Source organism: Ruegeria sp. HKCCA5491, from assembly GCF_013034565.1.
GTDB lineage: Bacteria > Pseudomonadota > Alphaproteobacteria > Rhodobacterales > Rhodobacteraceae > Ruegeria.
The window spans coordinates 32,763-52,196 of record NZ_WQGG01000002.1 but is presented as its reverse complement, the minus strand read 5'-3'; the positions used below and the strand labels follow the sequence as shown (position 1 = coordinate 52,196).

Sequence of the window (19,434 nt, the reverse complement as noted above, 5' to 3'; positions counted from 1 at the left end):
TCGAATCGACCGCCGCCTTAGGGTCGCCCTTTCAATCAAAACAAAAAATAAGACTAATCAGACGGGTCTCTTTCGAGAGGTCACTCCGTCTGAGCGGGTACTAGAAGGGACGGAATAACTATGCCTATTCCACATTCGCTCTCACGGGCTGCCAGGAATGCCGTTGATACTTCGGCAATGCTGCAAGATGCCTCAAGATCGCCGAACAAACCCAAGGCGCAGCTGCGGCGCTATGAGGTCAGTTCGCTGATGCCAAACGGTGACGTTTCGCAGACACGGCACATCGCACCGGCTTTGCCGATGTTTGAAGATGCATTCTGCGCATTTACGCGCGGTTCACTGGTTGAAACAAAGACGGGTCCCTTGGCGATCGAAGACCTGCTGCCCGGTGACACCGTTCTGACGCAGGACGGTTCCTCGCAAACTGTTTTGTGGAAAGGATCAGTCACTCTTGTCCCAGGGCGCGAGGACTCGCGCGGGCGCACCCGCCCCTTGACCCGCATCATGGCGGACACGTTTGGGATGCAGAAACCTTTGTCTGGCGTAATCGCGGGTCCGGCCGCGCGTATCGTCGGGACACCGGCCCATCTGCGCCACCTGCATGGCAACGAAACGATTTTGACACCGGTCCACGAATTTCAAGACGGGATGAGTGTTATCGAAACCCTTCCGCCCACTCCGATCGAGCTGTTTCACATCTGCCTAAAACGCCACTCGGTCATCAAGGTTGATGGGCTACAGTTCGAAACTTATCACCCGGGGGTCAACGCAGTTCGGATGATCAGTCATTCGCTGCGGTCAATCTACCTGAACCTGTTTGCGCATGTCGATTCGCTGAACGATTTCGGCCCGCTGTTGATGCCGCGTGCCGGTGACGGAGAAGTAGACGCAATCACAGCGTAAACACAAAAATATTGCTGCAAAGTGGGGGCTTTATGCAGATTTTACTAGGTTGGGCACTGTTCTTGCTCGTCACGGCGATTCTACCGCCATGTTGTGCTGCGCATAAACGCGCACGGTTCAAGCCATCCGGCTCATTCGTTCTTCCAGCACGTCAAAAGGTACGCCGGGCTCGTCCTTAGCGCCCCGGATCACAAGCGACGTTTTCACGCTTGCCACGTTCGGAGTGGTCAGAAGTTCACCTGTTAGAAATTGCTGAAAACTGCTTAGGTCCGGGGCCACGCATTTCAGGATGAAATCGACCTCGCCATTCAGCATGTGACACTCGCGCACCAGAGGCCAGTCGCGGCAGCGTTCTTCAAAAGAACTGAGTTCGGATTCGGCCTGACTTTCCAGTCCGACCATGGCAAAGACCTGAACTTCGAATCCCAACTCGCGCGCGTTCACCTCGGCATGATACCCACGGATCAGCCCTGAATCTTCCAGCGTGCGCACACGCCTTAGGCAGGGCGGGGCTGAAATTCCCACTCGCTTTGCCAGTTCGACATTGGTCATGCGACCGTCTGCCTGCAATTCCGCCAGAATCTTACGGTCAATCTCATCCAGCCGTGTCGCGACCATTCAATGCTCCTGAATTTTCGGTTGTTATATCAGCACCCCAAAGATGCGCAATAATCTTTCGCGTATGCGCAATTTTCTTTATTTTCAGTGTTCTTTTTTTAGGCGCTTTTCGCTGAACGCATAGCGGATGTGTGACAGGTAGGGGCTTTAAGCGCCGCACTGTGGTCGTTATATCCATTCGCCAAGGGGCCAAGCGCCCAAAACAGGCAGATCGAGTTGGGGGTACCATGGCCGAAACACGTCACACGAAGGTTCTGATCATCGGATCGGGACCGGCCGGTTATACAGCGGGCGTCTACGCCAGCCGCGCGATGCTTGAGCCGATTCTGGTTCAGGGCATTGAACCCGGCGGTCAGTTGACCACCACCACCGAGGTTGAGAACTGGCCCGGCGATACAGAAGTTCAGGGTCCCGATCTGATGGTTCGCATGCAGGACCACGCCAAGGCGATGGGTTGCGAAATCATCGGCGACATCATCAATGATCTGGACGTCTCGAAACGTCCGTTCACCGCCAAGGGTGACAGCGGAACAGTTTATACGGCCGATGCCGTCATTCTTGCCACGGGCGCCCGTGCCAAGTGGCTGGGCCTGCCGTCGGAAGAAAAGTTCAAGGGTTTCGGCGTATCCGCCTGTGCAACCTGTGACGGGTTCTTCTATCGCGGACAAGAAATCGTGGTGATCGGCGGTGGCAACACTGCGGTCGAAGAAGCGCTGTTCCTGACCAACTTCGCCAGCAAAGTGACATTGATCCACCGCCGCGACGAATTGCGGGCCGAGAAAATCTTGCAGGACCGGCTGCTGAAGCACGAAAAGATCGAGCCGCTGTGGTTCCACGAGCTTGAAGAAGTCATCGGCACGGATGCCCCGTTGGGCGTCGAAGGCGTGCGCGTCAAGAATGTGAAGACCGGCGAGGTCACCGAGATCCCGTGTAAAGGCGTCTTTGTTGCGATCGGCCACGCGCCTGCGAACGAGTTGGTCAAAGACTCGCTGGAAACCCATATGGGCGGGTATGTCGTCACCAAGCCGGGCTCGACCGAAACGTCGGTTCCGGGCGTCTTCGCGGCGGGTGACCTGACCGACCACATCTATCGCCAGGCTGTTACCAGCGCCGGTATGGGCTGTATGGCTGCATTGGATGCGGAACGGTTTTTGGCCGAGCAGGAGTAACGTGATGATGGAGTTCTCCGGCCCGGTCTGGAGAATTCTGTTTCTATCCCAAATTAGCGCCCCTTTGGTTCCCGCTCAGGCACCCGAGGGGCGTTTTCATTATTCCGGGCAAATCGCTCTCTACGCTTCTCTTAGCGCCGAAGGCGCGGGTGTTGCCATCCGTCGATATGTCTCGCCCAACGACCCACCAAGAATATTGCAGAGGGCAGAAGTATCGGGCGCAAGGTTGATCGATCTGCGCGGTCAGCACAAAGCGTCGATAGTTTGGCAAGATATCCATAAAGAACATGGCTTTTCACCAACATGGCGGTATTCCGACCAAGCTCGTGCCAAACACGCTGACGGTTTGATCTACAGCTCTCGGACCCGCCCAGAGCTGAGCCACATTGTGCTGTTCAATCTTTCCCAGGCCATTATTTGCGCCCACGCTCAGGCAACCCCGTGGGAACCATCCTATTCTCAACCATAACTTGACCCATAGCCCCAGCCGCTCCAGACTCGGGCGCAAGAAATGCGAATACAGGTGGCTTGATTGAAAAGCGTTCTTTGGCAAGGCGGGTGGGCAACCCGGCTGCGGATTGGCAGCGGCTTAATCCTGTTTGCCTTCGCTTTCTTTCACTTTATCAATGTTGGCCTGGGCCTATTCCACACCGATTATCTGCACGATATGCAAGACGGTCGCCACGCCGTCACACGCCATGACATCGGCAGCGCGGTTCTGTACGTGGCCTTGTTCACCCATTTCGGGCTTGCCCTGTATTCCATTAGCCAACGCCGCACATTGCGAATGCCGTTTAACACCGCCCTGCAAGTGGTACTGGGTTTGCTGATCCCGCTGCAATTGATCGCGCATATCGTGCACACGCGCTATGCACATGAGATATACAACGTCAACGACGAGATGGGGTATATTATCGCCCTGATGTGGCCCAGTTCCGCGATCTACATGCAAAGCCTTCTGTTACTGGTCGTCTGGGTTCACAGTTGCATCGGGCTGCATATGTGGCTTCGCCTCACCCGTTGGTGGTCAAACGTAGCCCCCTATCTGATCGGGTTGGCGGTTTTTGTTCCGTCCTTTGCCCTTGCAGGCCTGCTGACCGAGGGTCGCAGGATTTGGACCGATTTTGCTGATCCTTCACTGCGCGAACAATATATCGAACATTACAACTGGCCCTCACCCGAAGAGTTTCAGGCCCTTTTCAGTGTAAAAGACAACGCAATGATGGCGTTCTGGATTGCACTGGCTACGTCCATTGCCGTGTTTCTTGGTCGCAAACTCTGGCGGCGCAGACATTCTGTGCGGGTCAAATACGTCGAAGGCCCCGAAGTCGTGGCAGAGAAAGGCATGACGCTGCTGGAAATCTCACAGGCCAACGGCATCCCCCACACCGCCCTTTGTGGCGGCAAGGGACGCTGCACGACTTGTCGCGTGATCGTAGAAGACGGTGCCGAGAAACTTCCGGCCCCCAGTGACGTTGAAGCCCGCAGTCTGGCAGCCGTCAGCGCACCCGATGGTGCTCGGTTGGCGTGCCAGATACGCCCGACCGAACCGATCACGGCCTTTCGCATGTTCCGCCCCGACGGAGGGCGGCAGCGCGCACATGCCAGTCAGGGTCAGGAACGCAAACTGGCCGTGTTATTTCTGGATATGCGGGGATTCACCTCGCGGACCACGGGGCAGTTGCCTTACGACATTGTCTTTCTTCTGAACCGGTTTTTTGATGCCATCGTTCCGGCCATCACCGCTGACGGGGGTGTGGTTGATAAATACATGGGCGACGGGCTGCTGGCCGTGTTTGAAACGCCTGATGCCGAAAGTTCGGCAAAAGCGGGTTTGAAGGCAGCGGCAGATGTCAGTCACGCCCTCATGCGGTTCAATCAGCAGCTGGAAGCCGAAGGAAGCCCGCGCATTCGCATCGGAATGGGCCTGCATCTGGGCGATTTAGTTCTTGGTGAAATCGGTGCTGCGGGAAATGCCGCACGCACCATCATCGGCGATGCAGTCAATGTGGCCAGCCGGTTGGAGGCCGAAACAAAGGCATTGAAAGTGGAACTTCTTGTCTCAGACGACTTGCTGAAGATTGCCGGGTACCAAGGCGATCTGAACGGGATGAAGTCCTTTCAGCTGCGCGGTGTGACCCGACCGATTCCCGCTCTACCTGTCCAAAGCGCGGCGGACCTATTGGAAAGTGCCTCCTCATAGGAACACATTCACGTTTTGGCACCATTTTGCCGACCATTGCTGGAACCACGGTCGTAATTTCCGCCGGATGTCAGAAAATCCTTCCATTCCGCGAAAAAACCGCGCATTTCGTCCTTTGCTTCATGAATGTATATGGACTTCGCCCAACGGTCGGGGCAAATGCCCCGCAAACGCCCTTGAATCACTGGCAAAACCGCACTTCGACAAGAGTATTCCAATGACGATGTTAAGCAATCTCGCTCCGATCCCTGAACTATATGTTTCCTACGAATCCGCACAGAAACTGAAAGTAGAAGCCGCTGACCTGACAAGCTGGGACCTGAGCCCCCGCCAGATTTGCGATCTGGAGCTTCTGATGAATGGCGGGTTCAACCCTCTGAAGGGGTTTCTGACCGAGGCTGATTACGACAACGTCGTAGACAACATGCGTCTGGCCGACGGCACCTTGTGGCCCATGCCCATCACGCTGGACGTCAGCGAAGAGTTTGCCGATACTATCGAACTAGGTCAGGACATCGCCCTGCGCGACCAAGAGGGTGTGATCCTTGGCACCATGACCGTGACCGACCGTTGGACCCCGGACAAGGCGCGCGAGGCTGAGAAAGTGTTCGGCGCAGATGATGACGCACACCCGGCGGTGAACTACCTGCATAACGTGGCAGGCAAGGTTTATCTGGGCGGTCCCGTTGTCGGCATCCAGCAACCCGTCCACTATGATTTCCGCGCCCGTCGCGACACCCCGAACGAGTTGCGCGCCTACTTCCGCAAGCTGGGCTGGCGTCGCATCGTTGCGTTCCAAACCCGCAACCCGCTGCACCGCGCGCATCAGGAACTGACGTTCCGCGCAGCCAAAGAAGCGCAGGCCAACCTGCTGATCCACCCGGTTGTCGGCATGACCAAGCCCGGCGACGTCGATCACTTTACCCGCGTGCGCTGCTATGAGGCGGTTTTGGACAAATACCCGGCCTCGACCACCTCGATGTCGCTGCTGAACCTTGCCATGCGCATGGCAGGCCCGCGCGAGGCGGTTTGGCACGGCCTGATCCGCGCGAACCACGGCTGCACCCACTTCATTGTCGGGCGTGACCACGCTGGCCCAGGCAAGAACAGCCAAGGCGAAGATTTCTACGGCCCCTATGACGCACAGGATCTGTTCCGCAAGTTCCAGGACGAGATCGGCCTTGAGATGGTTGACTTCAAACACATGGTCTATGTGCAAGAGCGCGCCCAGTACGAGCCGAATGACGAGATCGAAGACAAGGACAACGTCACGATCCTGAACATCTCGGGCACCGAACTGCGCCGCCGTCTGGCCGAAGGTCTGGAAATCCCCGAATGGTTCAGCTTCCCCGAGGTTGTGGCCGAGCTGCGCAAGACCAAACCGCCGCGCAGCCAACAGGGTTTCACCGTGTTTTTCACCGGTTTCTCGGGCTCGGGCAAATCCACCATCGCCAACGCCTTGATGGTCAAGCTGATGGAAATGGGTGGCCGCCCCGTGACGCTACTGGATGGCGACATCGTGCGTAAGAACCTGTCGTCGGAACTGGGCTTCTCGAAAGAGCACCGCGACCTGAACATCCGTCGCATCGGATATGTGGCCAGCGAGATCACCAAAAACGGTGGCATCGCTATTTGTGCACCGATTGCGCCCTACGCAACCACGCGCCGCGCGGTTCGGGAAGATATCGAACAGTTCGGTGCCTTCTGTGAAGTTCACGTCGCGACCAGTATCGAGGAATGTGAACGTCGCGACCGCAAGGGCCTGTACAAGCTGGCGCGCGAAGGCAAGATCAAGGAATTCACAGGAATTTCTGACCCTTATGACGTCCCCCAAAACCCCGAGTTGAGCGTCGAGACCGAGAATGTCGATGTCGACAACTGCGCCCATCAGGTGCTGCTCAAGCTGGAAAGCATGGGCCTGATCGCAGCGTCCTAAGACAGCGCATATGTTCTATGAAAGGCCCCGCAGCGCGAGGGCCTTTTGCATTTCTGGTTAAAGTTCTGCGCGCAGGGCTGCGACCGCGCGGCCTTCGAAATCCCCAAACTCCGCAGCCTTGGCCTGAATCGCTTGCAACCGAGGCAAGCGGGCTGCGTAATCCTCGGGCGACAGGGATTGGATCGCTTGCTGAATATCAGCCTCGGATTCACATATGATCATGCCCGAACTATCCATGAAATCGTCGATATTCGGGCAACCCCAATAGATCGGCACAGTTGAACACAGGATCGCGTCGGTCAGTTTTTCGGAGAAATAGTTTTTCTCGCGCACGTTTTCGATCACTACGGAATAGCGATAAGGCGCAAGGCCGTCGGATTTTTGGTCAAAGGGGTTATAGCCCCGCCCCATGATATCCACGTCCGCATCAGTTTCCCGCACCCAGTCGATGACAGAGTGGCGCAACTGGTGCCCTTCGAGATCACGTTTGCCTGACGCGATCAACGAACAGGATTTTGACTTGGTCACATCCAATTCGCGCCAGTTTGGAATCATTGTGACGCCATAGGGCAGGAATACCGCGTTCGGGATACCTTGCAGCAAAACACCATGAAACGTCAGGACGCGGAAAAACCGCCGCCACGTCCAGCGCAGCATCCGGTCGTGTTTGGCGTGGATGGCCGAAGGTTCGCCCATCATCAGGGAAATCTGCGCACGGGTGCCCCGGCGCAGGCGTAGATGCACAGTTGAATTGGGGTACATGATCAAGTGATCGGTGGGCTCAAGGTCCCCGACGGATTTGCCGATCAGTCGCTCGGGGCACCCCTCGGGCCAGATCAGGTCAGCCAGGGGTAGCGATGACAGCTTTGGCCCCAAACGATTTCCATAAGGCAATATTGCAATGGCGGGTTCGGTCATACAGACACCTCTGGCAGGTTGACCTGACCACGCATCAGAACGTGACCACGCCCGGCAACCTTTATACCAGTCATCGCATCAGAAGGCCCGACGCGGGTCACGGTCGCTTGACCGGGGCGTCCCATGTCGTACCCCTGTTCGGCTGTGAACCTATCCTTCGCCATCAGACCGTGTTTCCACAGATAGGCGGCCATCGCCCCGGTTGCCGAACCGGTAAAGGGGTCCTCGGGCGGGCTGGGTGGCGCCAGCAACAAGCGCGAGAATGTGTCTCCTGCATCGGTTGCGCCCTTCAGCGTGACAAGAAAAGGTTCCGCCATGTCAGACCCAGAAAACCCTGCCATTTCTGACACATCCCGAAGCGCCTCGACATTCAACTTGGCTGCTCGCAAGGCGTCGTGATCATGCAGCACCGCAACGCAAAAAGGCAGTCCCGTAGATACAAACTGCGGAGGAGATATGATGTCGTCCTGAGACAAACCAATCGCCGCAGCCACCAAATCGGCGGGAACATACGCACCAAACTGTGGCGCGACCTGAATCATCTCGATCTCATCCCCGATCAGGCGGATCGAAACAACACCGGCACCAGTTTCCAGCGTCAGCGTATTTCCCTGAATTAACCCACGGGACCGCATGGCCGCGACAGTCGCAATGGTTGGATGACCGGCAAATGGGATTTCTCGGCTGGCCAGAAAGTAGCGGACCCGGATGTCGGCGACCTCGGACGGTCCTGTAAACGTGCACTCGACAAGCGAGGTCTCTTGCACAAAGGCCATCGAGGTGTTGTCTGATAGGGCCGCCCCACCGTGGACCACGGCGCAACCGTTTCCACCAAATGCCCTGTCGGTAAAGGCATCTACCCAGTCAAAATCAAACCAGCTCATTTCCGCGCGCTCTTTCTTATGCAAACCGTCTCCGGTTCGCATAACTCGCCCGACGGACAGCAGATGTCACGTGGAAAACGTCAGAGGGGCCGTGCTCAGTGCACGGCCACCGGCGAGAAGTCATGCTCGCGCGCAAGGTTGAACGCCAGCTTGCGGTCGGCGACCAGCGCCAGTTGCTGACCGTCCGAGTCGTGGACAGCATAGAGCAGATCCAGATCCCCTGCCTGTTCGCGCAGTTCCCGAGGCAGATCAGCGACTTCGACCGTTTTGACATAGACGATCCGGTCGCCTTCGGCGTTCAGTTCTATCGGTGTATTCATTGCTCTTACCCCTTTCTTATGTTGATCGTTTGCACCACGGTTTCCGGCACGGCGCGGGTCAGATCCACATGCAGCAGACCGTTTTCCATGATCGCCTCGCCCACCTCGACACCGTCGGCCAGCACGAACATGCGCTGGAACTGACGCGCCGCGATGCCGCGATGCAGGAAGATGCGCCCCTCGCTGTCGTCGCGTTGACGACCCCGGATCACCAGCTGGCGATCCTCGATGGTGATCGACAGATCCTCTTCCGCGAACCCGGCTACCGCCAGAGTGATACGATACGAAAAATCCGAGGTCTGCTCGATGTTATAGGGCGGGTATCCTTCATTTCCGGCCTTTGCAGACCGTTCCAAAAGGCGTTCCAATTGCTCGAACCCCAGAAGATGCGGGTATGAGCCAAGAGTAAGTTTTGACACGTATTTTCGTCCTTTATTGTCAAAGCGACGTGTTTTGCGGCCCCTTTTTGGCAACCGCATGCTATAGAATATGGGAAGAAACCAGGATGTCCACAAGGTCTGGCGGGATAACGCCTGACACACTATCTTGTGTGACAAGCACCACAATAACAACCGAGTCGCCCATGAACGCGCCCACCGATCTTTCAATGAAAACAGATGAGGTTTTAAGGGTGGAGCTGGAGGTTTTTCGCCGCCAGCACCGCGATCTGGATGAGGCGATCGAAGCGTTGCAGGCCAAGGGCACGTCCGATCAACTGACGATCAAACGGCTGAAAAAACAAAAACTGCGCCTGAAAGACGTCATCCGCCTGATCGAAGACCGTCTGACCCCGGATATCATCGCCTGAACGCTCTGTACTGCATTGCCACATAAGCGGATTTGGCTATAGTGCGCGCTCTTTCGAAACGCAGGGACACAAGCGGATGAGCGACGTGAAAGTGGGGATCATCATGGGCAGTCAATCGGACTGGCCTACGATGAAAGAAGCCGCAGACATTCTGGATGAATTGGGCGTGGCGTATGAAAAGCGCATTGTCTCAGCACACCGGACGCCTGACCGCCTTTGGGACTATGGGAAGACCGCCGTGTCGCGTGGCCTGCAGGTAATTATTGCTGGTGCGGGCGGAGCTGCACATTTGCCGGGCATGATGGCTTCGAAAACGCGGGTCCCGGTGATTGGGGTGCCCGTCCAGACGCGGGCGTTGTCCGGGGTCGATTCGCTTTATTCCATCGTGCAGATGCCCAAAGGGTTTCCCGTGGCGACCATGGCCATCGGGTCGGCAGGTGGCGCCAATGCCGGGCTTATGGCCGCTGGCATACTGGCGCTGCAGGACGATGCTCTGGCCGCACGGTTGGACACGTGGCGCGATGCGCTCTCGGCCTCGATCCCGCAGGAGCCTGTCGATGACTGAGATGCTGCAGCCCGGCGCAACGATCGGTATTCTTGGCGGCGGCCAATTGGGACGGATGCTGTCGGTTGCAGCGGCCCGTTTGGGATTTCTGACCCACATCTATGAGCCCGGCGCAAACCCTCCGGCCGGTCATGTGGCCGACCGGGTGACGACGGCAGCCTATGAGGACGCCGACGCTTTGAAAGCCTTCGCCGAGTCGGTTGATGTCATCACCTACGAGTTCGAAAACATCCCGACCGAGGCGCTGGACATTTTGGAAACCCACCGTCCCATTCGCCCCGGCCGCGAGGCGCTGCGCGTCAGCCAGGACCGCCTGACCGAAAAGACATTTCTGCAAGGGCTCGGCCTGCAAACCGCACCTTTTGCCGACATTACCGATCTGGACAGCCTGACAGCCGCGATTGAACAAATCGGAACGCCTGCGATCCTGAAAACCCGTCGTTTTGGTTATGACGGCAAGGGGCAGGCCCGACTACGCACCCCCGAAGATGCCGAAACCGCTTTGGCAGACATGGCCGGCGCGCCTGCAATTCTTGAAGGGTTCGTCGATTTCAGTCACGAAATCTCGATCATTGCGGCCCGCGGGCTGGATGGTCAGGTGGCCTGTTTCGACCCCGGCGAAAATGTGCATCGCGACGGCATCCTGCACACCACAACGGTCCCGGCACGTCTGCGCCCCGCACAGCGTACGGATGCGGTTTTGCTGGCGGCCAATATCCTGAACGCTCTGGACTATGTGGGCGTGATGGGGGTCGAGCTGTTTGTAACGCCCGGCGGCCTGATCGTGAACGAGATCGCGCCACGTGTACATAACTCGGGCCATTGGACGCAGAACGGCTGTGCCGTCGACCAGTTCGAGCAGCATATTCGCGCCGTGGCCGGATGGCCCTTGGGCGACGAGCAGCGCCACTCGGATGTGGTGATGGAAAACCTGATCGGTGCCGACATGAACCGCGTGCCGGAACTGGCGCAGGAGCGTAACGTGGCCCTACATCTCTATGGAAAGGCCGAAGTTAAGGCAGGTCGGAAGATGGGGCATTTCAACCGTATCATGCGCTAAGAAATCGCGCTGGCGTGCGATGCCCACGGTGGGGATATTTTTAGCCAGATGAAGCACGTGGATCAGGCTAGGAACCGGGCCGCGATATCACCAGCCATGTAGCTGATCCGACCCGCTGCCATTGTGGCGGCAACCCGGTGTGTCTTTGCGTCTAGAATGACCAAATCAGCACGTTGGCCTAGCGCCAGCGTGCCACGATCCTGTAATCCCAGAACCTGCGCCGGACCAGAGGACACAAGCGTCCAGGCACCGGCAAAATCCAGCAGACCGCTTTTGGCCAGCATCAAAGCGGCACGGCGTGGACTGGGGTAATGGTAATCCGAGGCTAGAGCATCGCACAGCCCCATAGCTATCAGGTCCAGCGCGCTGGCATTGCCTTTATGCGATCCGCCACGCACTACATTCGGGGATCCCAGAATAACGTGATCGCCGGCAGCGCGGGCGGCTTCGGCGGCCTCAAGCGTTTCGGGAAACTCAGAAATGCGCGCGCCCCGATTTCGCCAGTCGGCCCGGGTTGTCGAGGTCGCGTCATCGTGACTGCCCATGCGCACCCCCTGCCCCGCCAGCGTCGCGCAGAGATCATCCAGCGCCTGAGGCACCTCGGAGCTGCGAGCGTGCATGGATAGCAACATCTCAAAGTGTTTGTCTGGGTTGCGCCCAGCCTTCAGCGCCTGTCCAGTCAGGCGCGGCGGTTTGCGCCCTTCTACCAAGCGGTCATGCGGCAAGTGGTCGTTAAAGACGACATAGGGCACTTGCCACGCTGCGATACGTTCGGGCAAGCCCTTGTAATCGTCCAGCATATGCGTCTCAAACCGCAGTTGTGGCAGCAAGTCCGTTACGACCTGGCCTTTCACCGACGCGATTGCATCAAACACCTGCCCCGCAAATTCAGGGCCGCGCACGCCGCCTTCCCAACTATAGAACTGCGCCAAGACAGCGGTCGTGATCCCGTTGGCGGCAAGCTCGGCTTCGACCGACAGGATACCCTCATCCATCTGTTTCATCGCCCCCCGGCGCGGCGCGATGTGACGTTCGAATCCGTCACCGTGCAGGTCTATGATTCCGGGCAGCAACAAATACCCCGACAGGTCGATGGATCGTCCTGTACAGTCAGATTGAAAGACACCCTCGGCCAATGACAGGTTGGCAACGGTCAGACCGGCGTCCGGCAACAGAACCTCTGCACCTGTCAGCGTCAGGTTCAGAGTAGTCACTGAGAGGGCTCCGAGACAGGTTCAGAGCAATCCTGCCCAATGCAGATTTCATCAATAATATCCTGCACCCCGTCCAGCCAGGTGATTTCCGGATCGAACTGGCCAAACTCGATAAAATGCAGCGCCTGAGCCATGACGCGGGGGTTATTCATCATGAAGGTGTGGGTCACGGGCAAGACGATATGATCTTTCATCCCGTCGACCTTGGTGGTTTCGACAGAAACCTTGCCGTCATCCTTGCCGTCGATCATTGAGGAAAACAAAGGGTTCAGAGAATTTTCGCCGGCAATTACCCCCAACTCAAAATCAACCGGCGGTAACCGGGCCGGGATTCCTTCTGGGCCCGTTCCCAGCGCCAGACCCGCAGGCCCGTGCAGCATTCCAAACACCTCATATGCGCCCAACTCATCAACCAGTTGGCTTCCCTGATTGGGCGGTCCAAGCATGACCGCGCGGCCCAGATTTTCAGGCTGGTTACCCTGCAGCCAATACCGCAAAAGGATCCCCCCCATCGAATGAGCCACGACGTTGACTGTGTCGTCGCCGCAGGCCGCAAACGCCTCGGGCAGAGTTTGGTTGGCCAGCTCAGGGATCGGCAAATCCGTTGAAGGGTAACTAGGCCGCACGACCGTATAGCCATGCGCCTTGAACAACTGCTCCATCACGGTAAAGGACGCCTCGGTACGCGCAAGCCCATGCAACAACACGACGCACTTTGCCTGCGCCACGGCAGGAAAAAGAAATAGAACAAGGGCAAACAGGTATCTCATAGCGGCCAGATAAGCCCAAACAGGGTGCATTAAAACCCCTAGCGCGGCTTCAACTTAAGGACCGCCAGCGCAATGCCACCCAACACCAGTGTCGCACCAAGTATTAAGCGCACCGAAGCTGTCTCGCCCAACAAGATGACGCCGCCTACAATCGCGATGATCGGAACGCTCAACTGGACCACCGCTGCAGTGGTCGGTGCCAACTGCGGCAGGACACGATACCAAAGCGCATAGCCCATTCCAGACGTAACACCCCCAGAGAGGGCGGCCAGCAGGTAACCGTTAGCAGTCATGTGCCAATCGGTGCTGCCGGACCACAAGGCCAATGCGGTGACCGGCAACGCGACAACAAAGTTGGCCGCTGTGCCGGCCAATGCGTCCGGCTCGGATCGGCCAACCAATGAGTAGATGGCCCAGCCCACCCCAGCAGCAGTCATCAGGGCGGCTCCAACTGGGTCCACGCGCAGTTCACCTGACGGCCATAGCACCCAAGCTAGCCCGCCAAGCGCAATCGCGGCCCCGGCAATCTGGCGGGTGCCCGGAGTTGTTCCGGTCACCGATGTCACTGCAAACATGGTGATTTGGACCACCCCAAACAGGATCAACGCGCCCAGTCCCGCGTCCAGTGTCAGGTAGGCAACCGAAAAGCCGATCATATACAAAGACAGGGAACCCGCCCCGGCGATCCGACGCGTGTATCGCAGCGGCAAATGCCCACCTCTGAGAAAAACCAGCACCGCCAGCACCACAGCCCCTGCCAGAACGCGCATAACGGCAAAACCGGCGGGATCAGCGGCACCGCTTTCAATGGCCAACCGATTAAGAATCGAATTCGCCGCAAAAGCGCACATGGTCAGGGCAGAGAGCAAAAACAGTCGCATACCCATCGCATAGCGGGTTCCACGCCGTTTGCACACTCACTTTCCCGCAACCAAAACCCCGATCTTCTTCTGTTAAAAAATACTTCCGCCGGAGGCATGACCGCGCAGCGGGCATTTCAAACGAAACGGGGCCGCCCGAAGGCGACCCCATCCATAAGCACTAAGGCTTAGACAGCTTACATCATGCCGCCCATGCCGCCCATGTCGGGCATGCCGCCGGCAGGTGCCGCGCCTTCTTTGGCAGGACGGTCTGCAACCATCGCTTCTGTGGTGACCAGCAGGCCAGCAACCGATGCCGCGTCTTCCAGAGCGGTACGAACTACTTTGGCAGGGTCGATCACGCCGAACGAGAACATGTCGCCATATTCTTCGGTCTGCGCGTTGAAACCGAATGCCACGTCGCCGGATTCGCGGACTTTGCCCGCAACAACCGCACCGTCAACACCTGCGTTTTCGGCGATCTGGCGCAGCGGCGCTTCAATTGCCTTACGAACGATGTTGATGCCTGCATTCTGGTCAGCGTTTGCACCTTCCAGAGTTTCCAGCGCTTTACCGGCCTGAACCAGGGCAACACCGCCGCCCACAACAACGCCTTCTTGAACAGCAGCACGCGTTGCGTTCAGAGCATCGTCCACACGGTCTTTACGCTCTTTCACTTCCACTTCGGTCATGCCACCGACGCGGATAACAGCAACACCGCCTGCCAGTTTGGCAACGCGCTCTTGCAGCTTCTCACGGTCGTAGTCCGACGAAGTTTCTTCGATCTGAGTGCGGATCTGAGCAACACGTGCTTCGATCTCGGCTTTCTCGCCAGCACCGTCGACGATGGTGGTTTCGTCTTTGGTGATTTCGATTTTCTTGGCGGTGCCCAGCATGTCCATGGTGACGGACTCGAGCTTCATGCCCAGATCTTCGCTGATAACCTGACCGCCGGTCAGGATTGCGATGTCCTGCAGCATGGCTTTGCGGCGATCGCCGAAGCCCGGAGCTTTGACAGCAGCAATTTTCAGGCCGCCGCGCAGTTTGTTGACAACCAGAGTCGCCAGCGCTTCGCCTTCAACATCCTCAGCGATGATCAGCAGAGGCTTCTGCGACTGGATCACCTGCTCGAGCAGCGGAACCATCGGCTGCAGCGAAGACAGTTTCTTTTCGTGCAGCAGGATCATGCAGTCATCCAGATCTGCAATCATCTTGTCTGCGTTGGTGACGAAGTAAGGCGACAGGTAGCCACGGTCGAACTGCATACCTTCGACAACATCGGTCTCGGTTTCCAGACCTTTGTTTTCTTCGACGGTGATAACGCCTTCGTTGCCGACCTTCTGCATCGCGTCTGCGATTTGCTGGCCGATTTCGGCTTCGCCGTTGGCCGAGATGGTGCCAACCTGAGCAACTTCTGCCGAGTCTTTGACTTCACGCGACGCGTCTTTGATGCCTGCAACGACTTTGGCAGTTGCCAGGTCGATGCCGCGTTTCAGGTCCATCGGGTTCAGGCCAGCTGCAACCTGCTTCAGACCTTCGCGAACGATGGCTTGGGCCAGAACGGTTGCAGTGGTGGTGCCGTCACCGGCTTCGTCATTGGTGCGGCTGGCGACTTCTTTCACCATCTGCGCGCCCATGTTTTCGAACTTGTCTTCCAGTTCGATTTCCTTGGCAACCGAGACACCGTCTTTGGTGATGCGCGGCGCGCCGAAGGATTTGTCCAGAACCACGTTGCGGCCTTTGGGGCCCAGGGTCACTTTAACAGCATCGGCCAGGATGTTCACACCTGCCAGCATGCGGTTACGGGCATCGGTGTCGAACTTGACGTCCTTTGCAGCCATGTCGTTTCTCCTTGAGAAATAAGTTGGGAATGAAGATCAGAGAAAGCGCGCGGCTTACTCGATGATCCCCATGATGTCGCTTTCTTTCATCATCAGCAGCTCTTCGCCATCGACCTGAACCTCGGTGCCCGACCATTTGCCGAACAGGATCTTGTCGCCAGCTTTTACAGCCATTGCGATCAGCTCGCCGCTGTCCTTGCGTGCGCCTTCGCCGGTCGCGACGACTTCGCCTTCGCTGGGCTTTTCTTTTGCGCTGTCAGGAATGATCAGGCCGCCTGCAGTTTTCTCTTCGCTTTCGGTACGGCGAACCAGCACACGGTCATGAAGCGGTTTCAATGCCATCTTTGCAGCTCCTTGGGCTCAAAGTTGTTAATCCTCCCCTCGCCGGATGGCGGGGCGTTAGCACTCAGGGTATGCGAGTGATAACGACGCATAGCTAGGGAGTTCAAATCCCCGAGTCAACAAGCCGTGAAGGTTTTTTTGACGTGGGGTCCTATTCCGGCTGCTCCCAACTGTAAGCCCAGTGCTTCAGCCCTTCCTGCCCGGCTTCGGTCAGGCAATAGACGCCCTTTTCTACTTTGTCGAACCAGCCATAGTGATTGTCACGCATCAGGCGGGTGGCTTCAGAAACACCGGTGGCCTTGGCGACCTCGGCCCCCTTGGTGGCACCCTGTTCGGCAAGATGGGCAGCACATCTCAAAGCATCCTGACGGTAGGCAGTAACGATCCCATGCCGCGTGGCGCCCCCGGCGTTAGGGTCGCCTTCCAACCGATCAAATTCGCGCAACAACCGAGCAGCCTTGGCCTTGTTTTTGCGCGGAGCATAAGGGCCGGGGTCGCACTGAACCTCGACTGCACCATCCGCGCGGACAGTGATCAGGCCCAACCCCAAACGCCGGCACAGCGCAACATTGTCCTTCAAAGCACGTCGTGCTGTGCGCCCTGTCGGTTTGCTTACCCCGATATAGACCTGATCCGTTACTTTCAGCCGGGTGATGGCCTGATGGAACAACGCCAATGAAAAGCGCAGCTTCAACTCGACTATCACCGGCTCCTCGCTATCACGAACGGCTACGATATCAGCCGCGCCAACCTCACCTTTAACGGTATAGCCCTGACGCTCTAACAGCGCTTTGATGGGGGGATAGAGGTCCTGCTCGCGGTTCATCCTGCCATGCTAGGCGTTTTGCTGTGGAATGCCAGACACAGATCAGCCTTACCCGCATCCAAGTCGCTTGAACCGACACCTTGAGCAGGGCAAGGTCGCGACACATATAAGTACTTGGTTTAACGGGATGGTGCCGATGCGATTTCTTTTTGTCTTCCTCTTTTCGCTTTTGCCGCTGGCGGTTCATGCCGCCTGCGAAGGGCGGGATCTAAGGCCCGATATTTCGGCTGAGATGCAAGAGGAACTGCAGCAGGCCTTGAAAGATTTCCCATTTCCCGAAGGCAATCACTGGACGGCCACAAAGGGTGACACGGTTCTGCACCTGATTGGTACTGTGCACACCAACGATCCGCGTATGGATGCTGTGGTTGAAAGACTGGCCCCGACGCTCAGCCAAGCCGACGCGTTCTATTTCGAGGTGACAAAATCCGAAATGGACGCCTTCGAAAAGCAACTGGCGCAGGACCTCAGCCCGGTTCTGATCACGTCAGGACCCACTTTGATCGACATGGTGTCAGAAGAAGACTGGGCCGCGCTATCCAAGGGGCTGGCCGATCGCGGCATTCCCGGCTGGATGGGTGCGAAAATGCGCCCATGGTTCCTGAGCATGACCCTTGGCATCCCACCTTGCATGATTCAAGACCCGGAAGCCAATCACGGGATGGATGCACGCCTGACAGATCTGGCAGCCGAGCATAACATCCCGCAGCTCTCGCTTGAACGCATCGAAGACCTGATGGCGATGTTCGATGAATTCCCCATGGAACAGCAAGTGCAATCTTTGGTGCGCATGGCGGACGCGTTTGAAAGCAGCGAGGACCAGTTGGCCACCATGCTGAATGCCTATCTGGAAGAAAAACACGGCGAGATCATCCAGTTCGCCCGCCTTCAGGGGCTCGAATCTTCGGGTCTTTCAGAAGAAATCTTTGACGAGGAATGGGGCGGTTTCGAACAGCAGCTTCTGGTCGAACGCAACAACAACTGGATGCAGCATATTTTGGGGATTCAGGATCAGATGGCCGTGATCGCAGTCGGTGCTGGTCATCTGGGTGGAGAGCACGGCTTGCTTAACCAACTTGAGCAGGCCGGATACACACTGGAACGTGCCGCATTCTGAGGCAAAGATCACCCTTCGTCGCAGTTTACGCGAGGGCGGGTGACAAGCCCGCAGGACCGCCCTATAAGGCGCGCAAAATGACCATCCTCAGGATCCTGACATGACAACCCTCGTATTTGGACACAAATCCCCCGACACCGATTCCACCGGCTCTCCGATCCTGTGGTCGTGGTACCTGAACGAAGTGAAAGGCGAACAGGCCGAGCCCGTTCTGCTGGGCGAACCCAACACCGAGGCCGCCTTTATGCTGCAACGCTGGGACCTGCCCAAGCCGCGCATCATCGCGGACGTGGACGCAGACGCGCCTGTTGTCATCGTTGACACCAACAACCCTGCCGAGCTGCCCGCCAGCGTCAACAGCGCCGATATCCGCGCCATCATCGACCACCACAAGCTGGTCGGTGGTCTGGAAACCAAAGGCCCCATCGACATCACCGTGCGCCCGCTGGCCTGCACCGCGACCATCATGGTTGACCTGATGGGTGACGACGCTGCCAAAATACCCGACGCCGTAAAAGGCGCGGCGCTGACCTGCATCTTGTCGGATACGTTGGAGTTCCGCTCGCCCACCACCACCGCGCATGACCGCGCCGTGGCCGAGAAACTGGCGGCTGAGCTGGGTCTGGACGTTTCGGCCTATGCCGCTGACATGTTCGCAGCGAAGTCGGACGTGTCTTCGTTCTCGGACGCTGAACTGATCCGCATGGACAGCAAGGAATATGAGGTAGACGGCACCAAGTTCCGCGTCTCGGTTCTGGAAACCACCGCTCCGGGCGTTGTGCTGGATCGTAAAGACAGCCTGGCCGCGTCGATGGTTGATGTTGCCAAGGAAGACGGCGTCGATCAGGTTCTGCTATTCGTGGTCGACATCCTGAACGAAGAGGCCACCCTGCTGGTCCCCAACGATCTGGTCAAATCCGTCGCCGAGAAAAGCTTTGGCGCAAGCGTCGATGGCGATGCGGTCGTTCTGCCCGGCATCATGAGCCGCAAAAAACAGATCATCCCGAACCTTAAGGTCTGATCTGCCAACCCTGCGATTGAAAAGGCGCCCCCTCAGGGCGCCTTTATTGTTTGCGCCTA

The 19,434-nt window shown here is 57.6% G+C and carries 21 protein-coding genes; 10 read left to right on the top strand and 11 right to left on the bottom strand.

The genetic code is table 11. From position 1 onward, the window contains the following. Nucleotides 1-120: 120 nt before the first annotated feature. Nucleotides 121-903 (top strand): Hint domain-containing protein, encoded by a 783-nt coding sequence (locus tag GOV88_RS03975; protein WP_171122240.1) that lies wholly within the window; start codon nucleotides 121-123, stop codon nucleotides 901-903. A 117-nt stretch (nucleotides 904-1,020) separates the two neighbouring features. Here the strand turns inward: GOV88_RS03975 and GOV88_RS03970 are convergent, their stop codons facing one another. Next, the gene (locus GOV88_RS03970) at nucleotides 1,021-1,521 is read right to left on the bottom strand and encodes an Lrp/AsnC family transcriptional regulator (protein WP_171239606.1); all 501 of its coding nucleotides are present in this window, start codon (nucleotides 1,519-1,521) and stop codon (nucleotides 1,021-1,023) included. A 227-nt stretch (nucleotides 1,522-1,748) separates the two neighbouring features. On the opposite strand from GOV88_RS03970, the gene trxB reads away from it, so the two are divergent. The 4 genes from trxB (at nucleotide 1,749) to GOV88_RS03950 (ending at nucleotide 6,829) form a co-directional block, all read left to right on the top strand. Beyond that, nucleotides 1,749-2,690, top strand: a complete 942-nt coding sequence (trxB, locus tag GOV88_RS03965; RefSeq protein WP_171120255.1) for a thioredoxin-disulfide reductase — start codon at nucleotides 1,749-1,751, stop codon at nucleotides 2,688-2,690. 4 nt (nucleotides 2,691-2,694) lie between these two features. Beyond that, nucleotides 2,695-3,159, top strand: coding sequence for an RES family NAD+ phosphorylase (locus tag GOV88_RS03960; protein WP_171239605.1), 465 nt, complete (start codon nucleotides 2,695-2,697; stop codon nucleotides 3,157-3,159). Between the two features lie 63 nt (nucleotides 3,160-3,222). After that, nucleotides 3,223-4,893 (top strand): adenylate/guanylate cyclase domain-containing protein, encoded by a 1,671-nt coding sequence (locus tag GOV88_RS03955; protein WP_171239604.1) that lies wholly within the window; start codon nucleotides 3,223-3,225, stop codon nucleotides 4,891-4,893. A gap of 217 nt (nucleotides 4,894-5,110) precedes the next feature. Continuing rightward, nucleotides 5,111-6,829, top strand: coding sequence for a bifunctional sulfate adenylyltransferase/adenylylsulfate kinase (locus tag GOV88_RS03950; RefSeq protein ID WP_171212209.1), 1,719 nt, complete (start codon nucleotides 5,111-5,113; stop codon nucleotides 6,827-6,829). A gap of 57 nt (nucleotides 6,830-6,886) precedes the next feature. On the opposite strand, the gene GOV88_RS03945 is transcribed toward GOV88_RS03950, so the two are convergent. The 4 genes from GOV88_RS03945 to GOV88_RS03930 form a co-directional block, all read right to left on the bottom strand. Beyond that, on the bottom strand, nucleotides 6,887-7,747 hold the full coding sequence (locus tag GOV88_RS03945) for a glycosyltransferase family 10 domain-containing protein (RefSeq protein ID WP_171239603.1): 861 nt from the start codon (nucleotides 7,745-7,747) through the stop codon (nucleotides 6,887-6,889). After that, nucleotides 7,744-8,631: a PhzF family phenazine biosynthesis protein gene (locus GOV88_RS03940; RefSeq protein WP_171239602.1), complete on the bottom strand. Its 888-nt coding sequence runs from the start codon at nucleotides 8,629-8,631 to the stop codon at nucleotides 7,744-7,746. Before GOV88_RS03940 ends, GOV88_RS03945 begins: the two co-directional genes overlap by 4 nt. Nucleotides 8,632-8,726: 95 nt before the next feature. Further along, nucleotides 8,727-8,951, bottom strand: coding sequence for a DUF1150 family protein (locus tag GOV88_RS03935; RefSeq protein WP_171120244.1), 225 nt, complete (start codon nucleotides 8,949-8,951; stop codon nucleotides 8,727-8,729). Nucleotides 8,952-8,956: 5 nt separating this feature from the next. Next, nucleotides 8,957-9,370, bottom strand: coding sequence for an Hsp20 family protein (locus tag GOV88_RS03930; protein ID WP_058275530.1), 414 nt, complete (start codon nucleotides 9,368-9,370; stop codon nucleotides 8,957-8,959). Between the two features lie 164 nt (nucleotides 9,371-9,534). On the opposite strand from GOV88_RS03930, the gene GOV88_RS03925 reads away from it, so the two are divergent. The 3 genes from GOV88_RS03925 (at nucleotide 9,535) to GOV88_RS03915 (ending at nucleotide 11,384) form a co-directional block, all read left to right on the top strand. Continuing rightward, nucleotides 9,535-9,759, top strand: a complete 225-nt coding sequence (locus tag GOV88_RS03925) for a YdcH family protein (RefSeq protein ID WP_171239601.1) — start codon at nucleotides 9,535-9,537, stop codon at nucleotides 9,757-9,759. A 76-nt stretch (nucleotides 9,760-9,835) separates the two neighbouring features. After that, nucleotides 9,836-10,324 carry a 5-(carboxyamino)imidazole ribonucleotide mutase gene (gene purE / locus GOV88_RS03920; RefSeq protein WP_171120242.1) on the top strand — a complete coding sequence of 163 codons (489 nt, stop codon included), beginning with the start codon at nucleotides 9,836-9,838 and terminating at the stop codon, nucleotides 10,322-10,324. Further along, nucleotides 10,317-11,384 carry a 5-(carboxyamino)imidazole ribonucleotide synthase gene (locus tag GOV88_RS03915; protein WP_171239600.1) on the top strand — a complete coding sequence of 356 codons (1,068 nt, stop codon included), beginning with the start codon at nucleotides 10,317-10,319 and terminating at the stop codon, nucleotides 11,382-11,384. The genes purE and GOV88_RS03915 overlap by 8 nt, the downstream gene beginning before the upstream one ends. Before the next feature lie 62 nt (nucleotides 11,385-11,446). Here GOV88_RS03915 and GOV88_RS03910 read toward each other — a convergent pair whose 3' ends face one another. From GOV88_RS03910 to GOV88_RS03885, 6 genes are all read right to left on the bottom strand, one after another. After that, nucleotides 11,447-12,598 carry an alpha-D-ribose 1-methylphosphonate 5-triphosphate diphosphatase gene (locus GOV88_RS03910; RefSeq protein WP_171239599.1) on the bottom strand — a complete coding sequence of 384 codons (1,152 nt, stop codon included), beginning with the start codon at nucleotides 12,596-12,598 and terminating at the stop codon, nucleotides 11,447-11,449. Next, nucleotides 12,595-13,368 (bottom strand): alpha/beta fold hydrolase, encoded by a 774-nt coding sequence (locus GOV88_RS03905; RefSeq protein WP_171239784.1) that lies wholly within the window; start codon nucleotides 13,366-13,368, stop codon nucleotides 12,595-12,597. The genes GOV88_RS03910 and GOV88_RS03905 overlap by 4 nt, the downstream gene beginning before the upstream one ends. A gap of 38 nt (nucleotides 13,369-13,406) precedes the next feature. After that, the gene (locus GOV88_RS03900) at nucleotides 13,407-14,249 is read right to left on the bottom strand and encodes a DMT family transporter (protein ID WP_171239598.1); all 843 of its coding nucleotides are present in this window, start codon (nucleotides 14,247-14,249) and stop codon (nucleotides 13,407-13,409) included. A gap of 176 nt (nucleotides 14,250-14,425) precedes the next feature. Further along, on the bottom strand, nucleotides 14,426-16,069 hold the full coding sequence (gene groL, locus GOV88_RS03895; RefSeq protein WP_171120235.1) for a chaperonin GroEL: 1,644 nt from the start codon (nucleotides 16,067-16,069) through the stop codon (nucleotides 14,426-14,428). A 54-nt stretch (nucleotides 16,070-16,123) separates the two neighbouring features. After that, the gene (gene groES, locus GOV88_RS03890) at nucleotides 16,124-16,411 is read right to left on the bottom strand and encodes a co-chaperone GroES (protein ID WP_170352338.1); all 288 of its coding nucleotides are present in this window, start codon (nucleotides 16,409-16,411) and stop codon (nucleotides 16,124-16,126) included. Nucleotides 16,412-16,562: 151 nt separating this feature from the next. Then, nucleotides 16,563-17,237 carry a DUF2161 domain-containing phosphodiesterase gene (locus GOV88_RS03885; RefSeq protein WP_171239597.1) on the bottom strand — a complete coding sequence of 225 codons (675 nt, stop codon included), beginning with the start codon at nucleotides 17,235-17,237 and terminating at the stop codon, nucleotides 16,563-16,565. Between the two features lie 136 nt (nucleotides 17,238-17,373). Between GOV88_RS03885 and GOV88_RS03880 the strand changes: the two genes are divergently transcribed. Both GOV88_RS03880 and GOV88_RS03875 read left to right on the top strand, forming a co-directional pair. Then, nucleotides 17,374-18,354, top strand: a complete 981-nt coding sequence (locus tag GOV88_RS03880; protein WP_171120231.1) for a TraB/GumN family protein — start codon at nucleotides 17,374-17,376, stop codon at nucleotides 18,352-18,354. 100 nt (nucleotides 18,355-18,454) lie between these two features. Next, nucleotides 18,455-19,375: a manganese-dependent inorganic pyrophosphatase gene (locus GOV88_RS03875; RefSeq protein ID WP_171239596.1), complete on the top strand. Its 921-nt coding sequence runs from the start codon at nucleotides 18,455-18,457 to the stop codon at nucleotides 19,373-19,375. Nucleotides 19,376-19,434 lie beyond the last annotated feature (59 nt).